The organism is Rothia sp. LK2492, from assembly GCF_040946345.1.
Lineage (GTDB): Bacteria > Actinomycetota > Actinomycetes > Actinomycetales > Micrococcaceae > Rothia > Rothia endophytica.
In genome coordinates, this window is sequence record NZ_JAYWLX010000003.1 from 254,442 (window position 1) to 269,737 (window position 15,296).

Sequence of the window (15,296 nt, forward strand, 5' to 3'; positions counted from 1 at the left end):
CTAACGAGGGAGAGTAGAGCATGAGAGCTTCTGCTAGGGTGAAACCCATGACCGTCCACCCCCGCTTGAGCTTTAGAGCCTTGGACCCAGATTGGGAACGCCCCACCCCAAGCGCTCGTGAGTTGCGCTGGGATTACGCTGTCTGGTTGTTGGTGCTTGCTAGCACCCTCTTGATGGTTGCCGCCTACCACAGCACCGGTGTCTTTGGTTCTGATCCTCACGACATTCGTCATGCTTATATTGCCCACATTGGCATGACGTTACCCTTGATTTTCCGTCGACGTTTCCCTCTGACCATGCTGTTCTTGGGCACGATCATTTTTTATTTCTTGGGCTTTCTCAATAGCCTCGCAGCAGCCACCCTGGGTTACCAGATCAGCTATTTAGCGGTGGTCTACGCGGCTGTAGCCTGGGGTAAAAATCGGGCCATGGTGTGGATCCTTTATACCCTGGTCTGTCTGAGCGTGGTGGTTTGGCTGGTAAGTCTCTGGACCATCCATGGTTCGTCCTTCTCAATATTCGGGGTAGAGGACTACCAGGGCGGTCTCTTCAATGTGCCGACAGCTTCCTACATCGCTGCACTCATCTCCAACGTGATTTTCTTTGGTTTTGGGGCGATTTTGGGCAGGAGCGCCTGGATCGGTGCTTACCAGCGCTCCGTCTTAGAACAGCAACAGGCTCAGCTCCAGCGGCAGAGCGAGCAGCTTGCTGAGGACGCAGTGAATCGGGACCGCCTGCGTATTGCGCGCGAGTTGCACGATTCGGTGGGCCACCATGTCTCTGCCATGGGCATCCAGGCAGCCGCTGCACGTCGAGCCATCACCAAGAAACCAGAGTTAGCTACCCAGCCTCTTGAAAATGTCGAGAAGCTAGCCCGGTCATCGGTTGAGGAGATGAAAAGTATTATTCGGGTGCTGCGCAGCGATCCTAGCGAGCAGATTGGAGCTTCGGCTGAACCCGGTGTGAGAGACATCGTAAAGCTGGTGGATCAGCTGAGTGACAGCGGCGTTGTAGGTGAGCTTCAGGTAGATGTTCAGTCTGAGGCTAGGCTGGTGAATTTAGCTCAGGGCACTCAGCTATCCGTTTACCGCATGGTGCAAGAAGCTCTGACCAACGTACGTAAGCATTCGACAGCCCGTTCGGTGCTGGTTGTTCTACGTACTGTTGAGTCTACTGTCGGTGGTTGGGTTGAACTAGAAGTGACGGATGATGGGAGGGTTAGTACTGCCGTCTCGGGTGGGGGTTACGGCTTGCAGGGTATCCGTGAACGGGCCGAGGCGCTAGGAGGTACCGCTGATCTTGGGCCCCGCCAGGGTGTTGATGGGTGGAAGGTTCGGGTGCGATTCCCGGCAGATTTTCAGACAGGATAATAGAAACATGATTCGTGTACTTCTCGCAGATGACCAAGATTTGGTGCGTAGCGGCTTCTCCCTCATCCTTTCCATGGAAGATGATGTCGAGGTGGTGGGCGAAGCCAAAAATGGGCAAGAGGCTGTTGAGCTAGCGCAGTCTTTGCAACCGGATGTTGTACTGATGGACGTTCAGATGCCAGTTCTAGATGGCATCACTGCAACCGCCACCGTTGTGTCTGAGCACCCGGCTACCCGCGTCCTGATTCTGACGACCTTTGACCGCGAAGACTATCTTTTTGCTGCTCTGCGGGCCGGTGCCAGCGGTTTTTTGCTCAAAACAGCGGATGCCGATGAATTGGTGGACGCTGTGCGTAAGGTAGCTGGCGGCCTTGCTCTACTTTCGCCTGAAATGACCGTTCCTCTGATTAGCCGCTTTGCGCAGGGAGATACGGCTCCCACCTTAGATCAACAGGCTGGGGGAGTGCTGCCCCTGGATGACCGCGATGTTTTTGCTCTTGAGTCACTGACTCCCCGAGAGCGGGAAACCCTGCAACTATTAGCCCAGGGGTTAACCAACGCTGAGATTGCTAGCCAACTCTTTTTGGGGCCGGCAACCGTCAAAACTCATGTTTCGAATATCCTGGCGAAAACTCACAGTCGCGATCGGGTGGGCGCTGTTATTTTTGCCCACAGAGTAGGTTTAGGGCAGTAGGACTACCGTTGTTTTCATCCTTAAAGTTCCCCCTGGTGGGGGAGGTGAGCGTTCGCTATCCTTTCTAAGCTGGTCGATAAGAACACACCAGTGAAAGGGTGAGCGATGAACGCACACACAAACCGTATTGAGGTGGCTGGCCTATCCAAGGTATACGGTGAGAAACCCGCCGTATCCAACGTCAGTTTTACCGTGCAACCAGGGTCTATGACGGGCTTCCTGGGGGCCAACGGAGCCGGTAAAACCACCACCATGCGAATGATAATGGGACTTTTAGAACCAACCGCGGGTCAGGTGCTGTATAGAGGGCGTCCCATGACCGCCGAGGACCGTGCGTCCTTCGGGTACATGCCAGAAGAGCGCGGGCTATACCCCAAGCAACCTATCCTCAACCAGCTGATCTACCTGGGCCAACTGCGCGGGCTCAGCGCTGCTGAGGCACGGGATACCGCCACTGGGCATCTGACCGCTCTAGGGCTAGGTGACCGTCTCAAGGATAAGCTTGAATCCCTTTCCTTAGGTAACCAGCAACGCGTGCAGATCGTTGCGTCTTTGCTGCATAACCCCACCGCCCTAATTCTGGACGAACCTTTCTCTGGCCTGGACCCCAAGGCTGTAGACACCATGGTGTCCATGATGCATGAACTCATGCGCTCTGGCGTGCCCATCCTCTTTTCGTCCCACCAACTGGATCTTGTGGACCGGCTTTGCGACCGAATCGTCATTCTGCACGAAGGTCAGGTGAAGGCTTCAGGCTCAGCCCAGGAGCTGCGCGAAAGTGGCGCCCCCCGCTTTCGTTACGCCGCCGGGGCGGACGCCGGGTGGTTACGGGAGGTGCCGGGGGTTCGCGTCTTAGACGTGGAAGGAACCGAAGCCTTACTCGAAATCGCCCCTGCCGCTGACCTTGAGGCCGTGCGTACAACCATCCTGATTGAGGGAATGCAACGCCAGATGCACGAATTCGCCCGCGTTCTGCCCACCTTGGGCGACATCTACCGAGGAGTGACCCACCAGTGAACACCGCACACAGCACCGTAAAGAACGCCTGGCAGATTGTTGCTACCCGCGAGGTCATGACTAAGGTCAAGGATAAGTCCTTCGTTATGGGCACCGTCTTCTCGCTGGTCATCATTCTGGCGGCAATCATTGTCCCCTTCTTCTTCAACCAGGGTGGCAGCACCTATACTGTGGCAACCACCGACGACCGTTCAGTGAGCATGGTTGGCGCAGCAGCCAGCCTGCAAGCTGACATCGATGATGAAACTTCCATCGAGCATCAGAACTTCGGCAGCGAGGATGAAGCGCGGTCAGCTGTAACAGAGGGGGACGCTGACGCTTATCTGCACCCCACCGATGACAGCTGGGAACTGGTTTTTGACTCAACAGTTAATCAGGAACTAGCAACCGTGCTGACCCAAGCTGTCACCTCAACGGTCACCGCCGAAAACGCTGCAGCCCAGGGAGTTGACCTATCCGCCCTGTCTGCTGGCACGTCATTGGAAACAACCCTGTTGACGGGTGATGATAACTCTCTCATTGCTTTGTTTGTAGGTCTTGGCTTTGCCATGATTTTCTACATGACCACCATCATGTTCGGTATTGCAATTGCCAACTCAGTGGTTGAAGAAAAGCAGAACCGCATCGTGGAAATCATCGCTACCGCAATCCCGCTGAACCAGCTCTTGATCGGCAAAATCGTAGGTAACATTCTTCTAGCAATCGGTCAGATTGCAGTCTATGCGGCTGCAGCTCTCATCGCTTTGAACATCACAGGTACAGCTAATGATTTTGGCTGGATCCTTCCCTCTGCTGGTTGGTTTGTTGCTTTCTACATTGCCGGCTTCGCGGCAATCGCCACCGTCTGGGCGGCAGTTGGTGCTATGAGTGCCAGAGCAGAGGACGTTGCCAACCTTTCAAACCCCATCACCTTCATTCTGGTTGCAGCTCTGTTTGCAGGACTTTACACCGAAGGAACGGTCCTGCACATTGTTTCCTTCGTGCCGGTGGTATCTTCAATTGCTATGCCTATGCGACTTCTCACGGAGAACGTTGCGTTCTGGGAGCCCCTTGTAGCGCTCGCGCTCACCCTGCTGGCAGCCTGGCTTTTGACGAGGGTTGGTGCTCATATCTACCGCAACAACATCATGCGCGGGGGCAGCTCGGTCAGCTGGAAGCAGGCGCTCAAGCGGTAGGGGCTCGATTGCTCTCATCAATAATTGTGTAAAACACAGCCGTAATCCGTTCGTGAACCTAGCTTTAAGGCGGGGGAGCTGGCATACTTGACGGGTACTCGATTTTCCCGGCCCCTCTCATCCGGGAACAATTGTGTCCGCAGAGGAACTCTGGACGGTTCGCCCCACGAGCGCAGATAGAGCACCTCGACCATTCTTAGAAAACAGGAGAAACCACTACAGTGGCTGTTAAAATTCGTCTCAAGCGTTTCGGTAAAATTCGCGACCCCCGCTACCGTGTGGTAGTAGCTGACTCACGCACCAAGCGTGACGGTAAGGCTATCGAGGAAATCGGTCTTTACCACCCCACCGAGAACCCCTCACGTATCGAGATCAACTCAGAGCGTGCACAGTACTGGCTCTCAGTAGGCGCTCAGCCTACCGAGCAGGTTGCAGTTCTGCTGAAGCTTACCGGTGACCTGGCAGCAGCAAAGGGCGAAAAGGCAGAGAACACTGTCAAGCCCGTTGATGCCAAGCCCGAGTTTGTTGTTCCCGAAAAGGGTTCGGTTGTCCTCCCCGAGGCAATCACTCCCAAGGCTGAGGAAGCTCCCGCAGAAGAGGCTGCTGAAGAAGCAGCTTCAGAGGAAGCAGCTGAGTAATCATGATAGCTGACGCTCTCGAACATATTGTTCGGGGTATCGTCGATAACCCGGACGACGTGAAGGTACGCTCTAAGAGCGGCCGCCGCGGTGAAACACTTGAGGTTCATGTGAACCCGGAGGACCTGGGCCGAGTCATTGGCCGGTCAGGTCGCACAGCTAAGAGTGTTCGCACCGTGGTCAACGCGATCAACGACGGCGACCACGTTCGCGTGGACGTCATCGATACCGATCGACGACGCTAGACTGACTAAAAAGCCCCGTGGCACGCAAGTGCTACGGGGCTTTCTGCTCCCCGAGGTCTGCGCGCAAAGCTGCCAGTACACTAGACTGGGAATCACGTAGACATATCCATTGGAAGGATTACCTGTGCAGGTTCAGGTTGCCCGTATCGGCAAGCCCCACGGCATTCGCGGTGAAGTCACCGTTCAACTTTTCACCGACGCCCCCGAGGAACGCTTCGCACCCGGCGCGACCCTCGACATTGAAGACTTTGACGCGAACTCTCTGGTGGGCGCTATCGCCCCCGCCGGCGTCCTCACCGTTGCAGGTTCCCGCTGGAACAAGAAAATCCTGGTGGTTCGCTTCAAAGAGGTCGCTAACCGCAATGATGCTGAGACCATGCGCGACACCCGCCTTACCTTTGACTCTGCTACCGTGGGCAGCGACGATGAGGACGGCTACTACGAACACGACCTCATTGACCTGCCTGTCTACCTAGCCCAAGAAATCGGCGAAGATGGTTACCTGCCCGAGGAACCCATCGCTCACGTGGTGGGCCTGCAGACCATGCCCACCCAGGATCTGTTGATTTTAGAAAACGTGGCTGACGGTGAAGAAGTCATGATCCCCTTCGTTGAAGAACTGATCCCTGCTATCGACATCGAAGAGGGGTACGTCGTCATCAACCCTCCCGCTGGTCTGCTAGAACTCAACGGCTCAGACGACGAGGACGAAGAGGCCGACGATAGCGAGCGTGAATAGAAACCGATGCGCTACGATGTCATCACGATTTTCCCTGAGTACCTGGCTCCGCTAGAGCTTTCCCTCATGGGTAAGGCCAAAGAAACAGGCAGGGTGAACCTGAACATCACTAACCTGCGCGACTTTGCCTTTGACCGCCACAAAACCGTGGATGATACCCCTTATGGTGGGGGAGCGGGTATGGTCATGAAAGCCGAGCCGTGGGGCCTTGCCCTGGAGCAGGCACTAGAAGCTACCCCAGCTCAAAAGCAGCTACCCCTGCTGATTGTCCCGTCACCAGCTGGCCAGGTCTTTAACCAGCAGTTAGCCTACGACCTTGCCGAAGAAGAGCACATTGTCTTTGCCCCGGCCCGCTATGAGGGTATCGACGAGCGTGTACTGGACTGGTCAGAAACACGCTTCAGGGTGCTGCCGGTCTCTATCGGTGACTACGTGCTCTACGGTGGTGAAGTAGCGGTTATGGTCATGATTGAAGCCATCACCCGCCTGATTCCCGGTGCTATGGGCAACCCTGAGTCCCTGGAAGAAGAGTCTCACACCGGGGGCCTGCTAGAGTACCCGGTCTACACCAAACCAGCCGACTGGCGCGGACACCGGGTGCCCGACGTCCTACTCTCAGGTAACCACGGAGCTATTGCTCGCTGGCGCCGTGACCAACAGATTGAACGTACTTTTGACCGGCGCCCAGATATGTTCAAGGCCTACCCGCCAGAGAACTGGGATAAGAAGGACCGCAAGAAAGTTCAAGAACTCCACACCGCTAAGAAGGCGGCAGAAGCTAGCTCGTTGCACCTTTAGTTTGGGGAACTGTGGACAGCGCTCAAAGCCAGCTGGTCGGAGCTGGCGTGAATCATAGCGAGCGACCCAGCGCGAGATGTGAGAGGGTCAGCTGGCGTGAGCGCTGCCAACAGTTCCCTCACCTATCTGCTCAGTAGTCCTACACCTTTGTTCTAGTACTTTATAGAGCGCGTTTAAGCTCACACAAATAGCTGGACGTAACTACCTGCTAACCCTAGTCATCGTCAGTCAAATATGGGATAATTTTCTCTTGTGTTCACGCTGGGCACGCCCCTGCCGCAGGGGGATGAGCGACCGCTAACAGCATGAACCACCGGATACCAGCCACGGTAGACGGTGACACAGAATTCTCACGAACAGCATCAGTCTGGCGTAAGCCCTTAGACACTGCTCGTGAAGTACACCGAATATGTTTGACCTGCGGCAGAGATATTCATGGAGAATCTCAATGCAGACTCTTGACTTCATTGATAACAAGTCACTTCGCAATGACATCCCCGACTTCGGTCCCGGCGACACCCTCAACGTTCACGTGAACATTGTTGAAGGTAACCGCAGCCGTGTCCAGGTCTTCAAGGGCTTCGTTGTTGGTCGCCAGGGTGGCGGCGTTCGCGAAACTTTCACCGTCCGCAAGGTTTCCTTCGGCGTTGGTGTTGAGCGTACCTTCCCCGTTCACTCTCCCGTGATCGAGAAGATCGAACTTGTTTCACGTGGCGACGTTCGCCGTGCGAAGCTCTACTACATGCGTGATCGTCGCGGCAAGGCCGCACGTATCCGCGAGAAGCGCGAATCCTAAATCTTTTAGGTTTCACACCTTTTTATGGAAACTGGCCTGATCGCCGATTCCAGTGAGACAAGGCGTCAACCCCGTTTGCGGGGCTGGCGCCTTCTTGCTCTTGCTGCGAGCCTTGCTTTTGTTGCCCTGTTACTCATTAGAACTTTCCTTTTTGATGTGTTCTTTATTCCCTCGTCCTCGATGGAGCCCACTTTTGAGCCCGGAGACCGGATTATCGTGTCCAAGCTGGATACTGAAGTGCAGCGGGGCGATGTCGTGGTGTTTGATGGGACAGGCTCCTTTTCTCCCTATATTTCGGGTAGCCCCTGGGTCAAGGATCCGGTTAAATCTGCTGGTCAGTGGTTGGGGCTGGTAGGTAGTGACACCGTCTACATTAAGCGTGTCCTTGGTGTTGCCGGCGATACCGTGGAATGCTGTTCAGCCAGCGGAGCTCTGACCGTCAACGGGCAGCCTGTCGACGAATCTTATCTTTATCCCGGTGACGCTGCCAGTGACGTGGAGTTTTCTGTGAAGATTCCCGAGGGGCGCATGTGGGTGATGGGGGACCACCGTTCAGGATCAATGGACTCCAGGGCTTTGATGGGAGCGCCGGGTGGCGGCATGATAAAGGTTGATACCGTGATCGGTCACCCAGTCTTCGTCGCCTGGCCTGCACAGCGGTGGGGTTCCCCACCCAAATAATCCTGCGCACCGGCTCAGCGAAGTAAACTAACCGATAGAACTCCAAGAAGAAGGGTGGGCGCAATGGATAAGGCTCACAATGATAACCAGTCGTTTGAAGAGGTATCTTCAGAAGCTGACGAAAAAACAGCCGATACCCCGCGCGGTAGCAAGCAGCGCCGCGAGAACAGTGTGCTCAAAGAGTACGGTCTGATTATTCTTTATGCCTTGGTCATTGCCTACCTGCTCAAGACTTTTATCTTACGCGGATTTTACATCCCTTCATCATCGATGGAAGATACGCTTCAGATTAATGACCGTGTGTTCGTAAACGTTGCCGGTTCCCTTTTAAGCGATGCAGACCGGGGCGATGTGGTGGTCTTTAAAGACACCCAGAACTGGATGCCACCCACAACAGGTAGTAATCCGGTGCGAAATGCACTTTCTTTTGTGGGCATCATGCCAGATAGCTCATCGAATTACCTCGTGAAACGAGTTATTGGTGTGGGCGGTGACCACGTTGTAGGTCATGAAGACGGCAGCATCAGTATTAACGGAGTGACTCTCAATGAGACCTATCTTAAAGATGGTGTTAGCCCCACGGAGATTCCTTTTGACGTGATCGTCCCTCAGAACTCCTACTTTGTGATGGGCGATAATCGCAGTAACTCAGCAGATTCCCGCTACCATATCGAAACGCGCACTGAATTTATCAACGAAGCCGACGTTGAAGGTGAAGTGTTCGTAGTCGCGTGGCCGCTGCAACATTTCACGTTTACTGGCGGGGCACCGGAAGTTTTCGCTAACGTCCCTGACGGCGAGTAGCAGAAATGCCAGTAGCTGCGGCTGATCTTAGCGTTGAGGCAAAACTGTTCGAACGCGGTATGAGTCTGATTGCCGGCATGGATGAGGTCGGTCGTGGCCCTATCGCCGGGCCAGTCAGTGTGGGGGTCGCGGTAATCGATGCCGATGCTAGCCTGAGCATCGAAGGGCTGATCGATTCTAAAGCGCTTACAGAGAAAAAACGTCACGCTATGGTGCCCTTAATTGAGCAGTGGTGTTCCAGCGCGGTGGGGCATGCAAGCCCAGCTGAAATCGATGCATTGGGCATTACCGTGGCTCTGCGGTTGGCTGGTCAGCGGGCATTGGCTCAGGTAGCAGCACGCGGCTTCTACCCTGACGCCGTCCTCCTGGATGGAAAGCATGACTGGCTGACTCCGGCTCAAGCTGACCTCTTTGCAGAGTTAGAGCCTGCCGCCGCTCTCTACAGGGATTTAGCAGCTGAGGCATGGGCTGTAGCCGGAGTTCACTATGAATGCTGGAGTGGCGCCGTGCAGATGGAAATTAAGGGTGACTACCGGTGCGCTTCTATTGCCGCCGCATCGGTTGTAGCAAAGGTCGAGCGTGATGAGCTGATGAAAAAACTTGACGTCGATTACCCCTACTACGGGTGGGCTAAGAATAAGGGCTACGGATCAGCCTCCCATCGGGCAGCTCTCACCGATGAAGGTCCCAGTACCCACCACAGACTTTCCTGGGCTTTACCCGTCAGCGCTGAACAGCTCCAGAAAGCCTACCTAGCACGAGAAAGCCAATAACCGTGAGCAGCGAGAATCTAGAAAATTTCGAATCAGATGCCCAACTAGCCCTTTATGAGGAGTACAAAAATGTATCCGGGCTTTTTACTTACATCGTTGAAACCGAGCGACGTTTTTATCTGGCTAACGCGGTGCAGGTGACCCCGCACCTCAAAGAAGGCACCGTTTTCTTTGAAATTGAGATGCAGGATGTTTGGGTGTGGGATATTTTTCGGTCCTCCCGCTTTGTAAAAAATGTGCGGGTTTATTCGGTACGAGACGTTAATATCGAAGAGCGAACACCTGGCGAGGAATTTATGGTGCCACCGATGGAGGGTCTTCAGCCACCGGAAGCCTAAGTCTGACCTTTGAATGACGATACGTCCGTCTCACCCTGTGCGGGGTGGCGGATGTTTGTCTTCTGGCAGGGCGCCTGCCGTGAAGCAATCCTGGTGATAAGCGTGTAAAGAGCAGTCATGCCGGGTCCTTGTTTCACCATTCTGCCCGCAGTTAGGGCCAGCTGAGCCTGTTGTCTCTTGAAGCGGACCTTATCCTGCCTCTCCACAGCCTCACATCCTCCTGTCTTAGGTGATGGACAGCTGGCAGGGTAGTGCTCAAAGAACCGAGTCACAGAAATGAGACCGACATGAGCAGGACGCTGACAGACACTACTCCTACCCAGGTAGGGAGGTGGGGCGAGGATATCGCACTCACTATTTTGCGCTGTAATAGCTATGCGATGCTAGAACGTAACTGGCGCCCCCATACAGAACCGGGCAGCGAACCGATTCGTGGGGAAATAGACCTGGTCATGATCGACCCCGAGATGAACCTGGTATTTGTTGAGGTTAAAACCCGGTCAAGTGAGCTTTTCGGGCACCCGTTAGAAGCTATTTCAAGGGATAAGTCCCGAAAATTGAGAGCGCTGGCCTATGCCTGGTCTAGAAGTCACGATACACAGGATTACAGATCTATGCGTATTGATGCAGTATCTATTTGTGGCAAGCCCCAGCATTTCACCTTCGAACACCTGACGGGGGTGGCTTGATGGGTTTTGCTCGTACCTATTCTGTAGCGCTAGTGGGTATTACCGGTCACCTCGTAGAGGTCGAAGCTGATATCTCAGCCGCCCTTCCCGGGTTCGTTTTGTTGGGACTGCCTGACACCGCACTCAGTGAATCAAAAGATCGGGTGAGGTCGGGAGCTAAGAATACGGGATTGCCGTTGCCGCAGCGCAAGCTGACCGTCAACCTCACCCCGGCTACTCTGCCTAAGCGCGGTTCAGGTTTTGACCTTGCGATGGTGGTAGCAGCCTTGCAAGCTGAAGGTGAATTGGAGCCCTCAGGTTCTACGGTCTTCTTGGGTGAGGTGGGTCTTGATGGCAGTTTGAGAGCTATACCTGGGGTACTGCCCGCGGTGAAAGCAGCGGTGGACGCCGGTCACCACCGGGTGGTAGTTCCGGCTGATAATGCAGAAGAAGCGGCTTTGGTCATGGGGGCAGAGGTTTCTAGCTTTGGTTGTCTGGCCGAGGTATTTACGGCCTTTGGGGCTAAAGAAGCAGGTAAGCTGCGTCATCCTGCCCAGTCCCGCAGCACAGCCAACCCAAAAGACACTCCTGAACAGGCTTTGAGACCTGATATGGCTGATATAGCCGGGCAGAGCGAGGGGAGGCTAGCCCTTGAAATCGCGGCAGCTGGCGGGCACCATATCCTCTTCAATGGTCCACCGGGGTCAGGGAAAACGATGCTGGCAGAACGGTTGACCAGTATTTTGCCCCAGCTCGATGATGAGGCGGCAATGCAAGTTACCGCTCTTCATTCTCTGTGTTCCACCGGGTCGCCCCGCAAAGAGCTGATTCGCACCCCTCCCTTTGAAGCACCCCACCACACAGCAAGCTCCCCGGCTATTTTGGGCGGTGGTTCGGGGATACCTCGCCCGGGGAGCGTTTCAAAAGCCCACCGGGGGGTCTTATTTTTAGATGAAGCGCCGGAGTTTAGGCGTCAGGTTCTGGACTCGCTCCGTCAGCCTCTTGAGAGTGGGCAGGTGGTGATTGACCGGGCGGTAGCATCGGCGACTTACCCGGCACGGTTCCAGCTGGTCATGGCGTCCAACCCTTGCCCCTGCGGTATGAACGTGGGCAGGGGGCTAGACTGCACTTGCACCAGCCGCGAGCGCCGCTCATATTTTGGCAAACTCTCTGGTCCGTTGCTGGACCGTATTGACCTACAACTAACGGTGCCAAAGGTTACGGCTGCTGAGTTGGCCGGTGCCGGCTCTAACGAATCTTCTGAGTCTATACGCCAGCGAGTGACTGCCGCCCGTTTGGCGCAAGCTGAGCGACTGCGTGCCTTCGGTTTGCTGACCAATGCCGACACTAACGGCAAGATTCTGCGGGGGCCGCTCAGATTAGATGCACACCTAACGGGGGAGTTGAGTTCCGCTATTGACCGGGGCAACCTGACTGCCCGTGGCTTTGACCGGGTGTTACGTACGGCCTGGACCCTAGCAGATTTAGACGGGGCCTCTAACCCAACTAAAGACCATATTGATCTTGCTCTCTACTTTAGGGACCTTGGAAAAGAAAAGTTGGAACACCAATGACCGTATATGAAACTGAACCTCAGAAGCTGGAGCAAGAGCCCCTTGAGCGAGAACAGCTGGAGGCTGTACGCCGTGCACGCGGTGAGATCATGCGCATTGCTGATCCAGAGGATGCCTACGTTACAGCTCTTATCCAGCTCTGCGGGCCGGCTGCTACTGCGGATTACCTGACGGGCAGGCGGGAACTCACCGTCTCTGATATGAATGAGTTCTTGGAGGCTGGTAGTGACTTGCCTCAGACAGTGATGCAGGGGTTATATGATGCGGTACAACACCGGCTAGAGCGTTGGACGACGCGCCGCCAGGGAATAACAGCTGAGCAGGACGCCCGTTTTGCTGCTTCCTATTCCGCTTGGTTGTGTGTGCCTGAGGACCAGGACTGGCCCACCGCCTTGGACGACCTGGCAGAAAAGGCTCCTTACGGGCTCTGGGGCAGGGGAGACCGCCGTCTTCTCAAGGCACTGAGAGTGGACCAGGGTGTGGCTGTCGTAGGATCACGCGACCTCACCTCCTACGGCACCTCAGCTACATCTCACCTTGCCGGTGACCTAGCGACAGCCGGGAACACGATTATTTCTGGTGGTGCCTTTGGCGTTGATGCTACCGCTCACCGCACTGCTTTAGCGGTATCAACTGCACGCCTACCTACCGTGGCTTTCATGGCGTGCGGAGTTGACCGTTTCTACCCCCGGCAGAATGAGAAACTCCTTGATGAGATTCTGCAGAACGGTCTGATTTTCAGCGAGGTACCGCTGGGCCAAGCACCGACCCGCTATCGTTTCTTGCAACGTAATCGACTCATAGCAGCTATATCCTCAGCCACCGTTGTGGTCGAGGCACGCTGGCGCAGCGGGGCACTCAATACAGCTAACCATGCTCTTGAAATGGGCCGGCCCGTCTACGCCGTGCCAGGCCCCATCTTCTCACCCAGTTCGGAGGGGTGCCACCGTTTGATCAGGGACGGTCTGGCCCAGCTCCTCACCGATGCTCGGCAGATCGAAAGGGGAGAACTTCTACTGAGCGAAGAAGCAGAGGCAAGTTTATTTGGCCCAGCCAGTGCTTCTCAACAACTGACCGACTGCCTTCGCGATGTACAGCGCAGGGTGTGGGATGCCTTGCCGGTACACCGCTATGCTTCAGCTGACAAAATCAATGCTATCTGTGGTCTTCCCCTGAGAGAGCTGTTGGTCAGTTTATCTCAGCTTAAGACTCTGGAGCTTGCTGAAACTAACGGTGCTGGCTGGCGTAAAAAGGAAAAGCGCTGACCCCTCCTGCTCTTTTCTACGAGGCATGCTATGTTTTCTAGCCCAGAGTAGAATGAAAAAAGCTAGGCGCAAAAGGGCCGGGTAAACGAGAGAGCAGGGAAGGAAGTTTGGCGTGGAGAACACCTCAGCTAACAGTGCCTCCGACCTACCCACCACCCTGAAAATTGGGGCAGGAACCCTCGATACCGACCGCGAATACACCCGTGCCCTAGAAGCCTACGAACGCTACCTAACCTACGAGCTCCATCGTTCCCCCGAGACCATCAAGGCCTATCTCTCAGACTTGTCTGACTTCTTTGCCTATGCTCTGCGGCACGGAACCACTCACCTCAGTCACCTTGACCTCACCATGATGAGAGGTTGGCTAGCAACGCTCAACTCCAGACAAGCACGAGCCTCACTGGCGCGTAAGACCTCCACCCTGCGTCGTTTCTTCACCTGGGCCGAGGAAGAGGAACTGGTGCAGGGTAACCCAGCCCGCAACCTCAGCACCCCCAAGAAAGCATCAAAGCTGCCGCAGATCCTCAGCAAAGACCACCTTAAGACTCTGACAACCACCCTTGAAACAGCGCTAGCTCAAGAACCGGTTAACCCCCGACTCCTGCGTCTCAATGCCGTGGTTGAAATTCTCTATGCCACCGGCATCCGCATATCAGAGCTCACTAATCTAGACCTCACCAGCGTGGACCGCACCAACCGCACCCTGAGGGTTATCGGTAAGGGCGATAAGGAGCGCGTCGTGCCTTTTGGGCTACCAGCGCTCGCTGCTCTCAACTCATGGGTACAAAAGGGGCGGCCGCAATGGTTACCTCAAGCTCCGGCGTCACCTCAGATTGCCCTTTTCATCGGGGCCAGAGGTAAGCGAGCCAACCCACGGCAAATTCGAGAAGACCTCACCAGCTTGCTACTTACCCTAGATGACACACAGGCTACCGGTGCCCACGTCTTTAGGCATACCGCTGCAACCCACATGGTCGATGGCGGTGCAGACATCCGAGCCGTGCAAGAGCTCCTAGGGCACAGCTCTCTTGCTACCACGCAGGTTTATACGCACGTTTCGGTGGAACGTTTAGCTCAAACTTATTCACGCTCCCACCCCCGCGCTTAGGCCACGATAGAAAATCATGACAGCTCTACCCCCTCCTCTGAGTCAGCCTTCACATCAGCATCTGAAGACTGGTGGCTACCTTTTCATCCATGCTGCTCCTTCAACCATAACCCCGCACCTTCGTTGGGCCATCGAGAGCGTAGTAAAAAATGCTGTAAGCCTGAACTGGCAAGAGCAAGCGGCCCGCCCCGGTCACCAGCGAGCGGAGCTCAGCTGGTCAGGTCAGCAGGGAACCGCAGCTCAGCTCGCCTCAGCACTCAGGGTCTTCGATGGTATCTTCTTTGAGGTGACTGAACGAGCCACCTTCACCACCGATGCCGTGCGCTTCATGTACACCCCATCTTTAGGTATTTGCGCTGTAGGGACCGATGTGCTGGGTAACTTCACGGTCACCGAAGACCGAGTCAAGTACGCCTTTGAACAGGCTGAAGGAAGCTTTGAGGCACTGTATCAGGAATTCTCCCTCATGCTGGGTGAGCCCTGGGACGAGCAGCTGGAGCCGCTGCGCGCCTCTAGTTCCCAAAGTAATATCACCCACATCAACCAAAAAATGTAGGCAACTGGCATAGTATCGGGAGCAGTAAAGGGGCGGCACCACCAGGTGCCGCCCCTC

Annotated in this window: 18 protein-coding genes; all 18 read left to right on the forward strand. The window is 55.3% G+C overall.

Annotation, left to right across the window (positions count from 1 at the left end; all coding sequences use genetic code 11):
• Positions 1–47 precede the first annotated feature (47 nt).
• Complete coding sequence (locus tag VVR27_RS05070) at positions 48–1,370, forward strand: sensor histidine kinase (RefSeq protein ID WP_368547335.1); 1,323 nt, start codon at positions 48–50, stop codon at positions 1,368–1,370.
• Positions 1,371–1,377: 7 nt separating this feature from the next.
• A complete protein-coding gene (locus VVR27_RS05075) occupies positions 1,378–2,064 on the forward strand; it encodes a response regulator (protein ID WP_368547336.1) in 687 nt (228 codons plus the stop codon).
• Positions 2,065–2,169: 105 nt separating this feature from the next.
• On the forward strand, positions 2,170–3,081 hold the full coding sequence (locus VVR27_RS05080) for an ABC transporter ATP-binding protein (RefSeq protein ID WP_368547337.1): 912 nt from the start codon (positions 2,170–2,172) through the stop codon (positions 3,079–3,081).
• Positions 3,078–4,256 carry an ABC transporter permease gene (locus VVR27_RS05085; RefSeq protein WP_368547338.1) on the forward strand — a complete coding sequence of 393 codons (1,179 nt, stop codon included), beginning with the start codon at positions 3,078–3,080 and terminating at the stop codon, positions 4,254–4,256. The genes VVR27_RS05080 and VVR27_RS05085 overlap by 4 nt, the downstream gene beginning before the upstream one ends.
• Positions 4,257–4,477: 221 nt before the next feature.
• Positions 4,478–4,894: a 30S ribosomal protein S16 gene (gene rpsP, locus VVR27_RS05090; protein ID WP_345445008.1), complete on the forward strand. Its 417-nt coding sequence runs from the start codon at positions 4,478–4,480 to the stop codon at positions 4,892–4,894.
• Between the two features lie 2 nt (positions 4,895–4,896).
• A complete protein-coding gene (locus tag VVR27_RS05095; RefSeq protein ID WP_237204131.1) occupies positions 4,897–5,139 on the forward strand; it encodes an RNA-binding protein in 243 nt (80 codons plus the stop codon).
• A gap of 124 nt (positions 5,140–5,263) precedes the next feature.
• Positions 5,264–5,878 carry a ribosome maturation factor RimM gene (gene rimM / locus VVR27_RS05100; RefSeq protein ID WP_346873216.1) on the forward strand — a complete coding sequence of 205 codons (615 nt, stop codon included), beginning with the start codon at positions 5,264–5,266 and terminating at the stop codon, positions 5,876–5,878.
• Positions 5,879–5,884: 6 nt separating this feature from the next.
• Positions 5,885–6,676: a tRNA (guanosine(37)-N1)-methyltransferase TrmD gene (trmD, locus tag VVR27_RS05105; RefSeq protein WP_368547339.1), complete on the forward strand. Its 792-nt coding sequence runs from the start codon at positions 5,885–5,887 to the stop codon at positions 6,674–6,676.
• A 448-nt stretch (positions 6,677–7,124) separates the two neighbouring features.
• Positions 7,125–7,472 (forward strand): 50S ribosomal protein L19, encoded by a 348-nt coding sequence (gene rplS / locus VVR27_RS05110; protein ID WP_251378915.1) that lies wholly within the window; start codon positions 7,125–7,127, stop codon positions 7,470–7,472.
• A 24-nt stretch (positions 7,473–7,496) separates the two neighbouring features.
• On the forward strand, positions 7,497–8,153 hold the full coding sequence (gene lepB / locus VVR27_RS05115) for a signal peptidase I (protein WP_368547340.1): 657 nt from the start codon (positions 7,497–7,499) through the stop codon (positions 8,151–8,153).
• Positions 8,154–8,216: 63 nt separating this feature from the next.
• Positions 8,217–8,957 (forward strand): signal peptidase I, encoded by a 741-nt coding sequence (gene lepB, locus VVR27_RS05120; RefSeq protein ID WP_368547341.1) that lies wholly within the window; start codon positions 8,217–8,219, stop codon positions 8,955–8,957.
• Positions 8,958–8,962: 5 nt separating this feature from the next.
• A complete protein-coding gene (locus tag VVR27_RS05125) occupies positions 8,963–9,730 on the forward strand; it encodes a ribonuclease HII (RefSeq protein ID WP_368547342.1) in 768 nt (255 codons plus the stop codon).
• A gap of 2 nt (positions 9,731–9,732) precedes the next feature.
• Entirely contained in the window at positions 9,733–10,068 is a 336-nt protein-coding gene (locus tag VVR27_RS05130) for a DUF2469 domain-containing protein (protein WP_368547343.1), read from the forward strand.
• Between the two features lie 287 nt (positions 10,069–10,355).
• The gene (locus tag VVR27_RS05135) at positions 10,356–10,757 is read left to right on the forward strand and encodes a YraN family protein (RefSeq protein ID WP_346873210.1); all 402 of its coding nucleotides are present in this window, start codon (positions 10,356–10,358) and stop codon (positions 10,755–10,757) included.
• Positions 10,757–12,310 carry a YifB family Mg chelatase-like AAA ATPase gene (locus VVR27_RS05140; RefSeq protein ID WP_368547344.1) on the forward strand — a complete coding sequence of 518 codons (1,554 nt, stop codon included), beginning with the start codon at positions 10,757–10,759 and terminating at the stop codon, positions 12,308–12,310. Before VVR27_RS05135 ends, VVR27_RS05140 begins: the two co-directional genes overlap by 1 nt.
• Positions 12,307–13,575 carry a DNA-processing protein DprA gene (gene dprA / locus VVR27_RS05145; RefSeq protein ID WP_368547345.1) on the forward strand — a complete coding sequence of 423 codons (1,269 nt, stop codon included), beginning with the start codon at positions 12,307–12,309 and terminating at the stop codon, positions 13,573–13,575. Before VVR27_RS05140 ends, dprA begins: the two co-directional genes overlap by 4 nt.
• Before the next feature lie 112 nt (positions 13,576–13,687).
• On the forward strand, positions 13,688–14,683 hold the full coding sequence (locus tag VVR27_RS05150; protein WP_368547346.1) for a tyrosine recombinase XerC: 996 nt from the start codon (positions 13,688–13,690) through the stop codon (positions 14,681–14,683).
• Positions 14,684–14,699: 16 nt separating this feature from the next.
• Entirely contained in the window at positions 14,700–15,239 is a 540-nt protein-coding gene (locus VVR27_RS05155; RefSeq protein ID WP_368547347.1) for a DUF3145 family protein, read from the forward strand.
• The last annotated feature ends 57 nt before the right edge of the window (positions 15,240–15,296 follow it).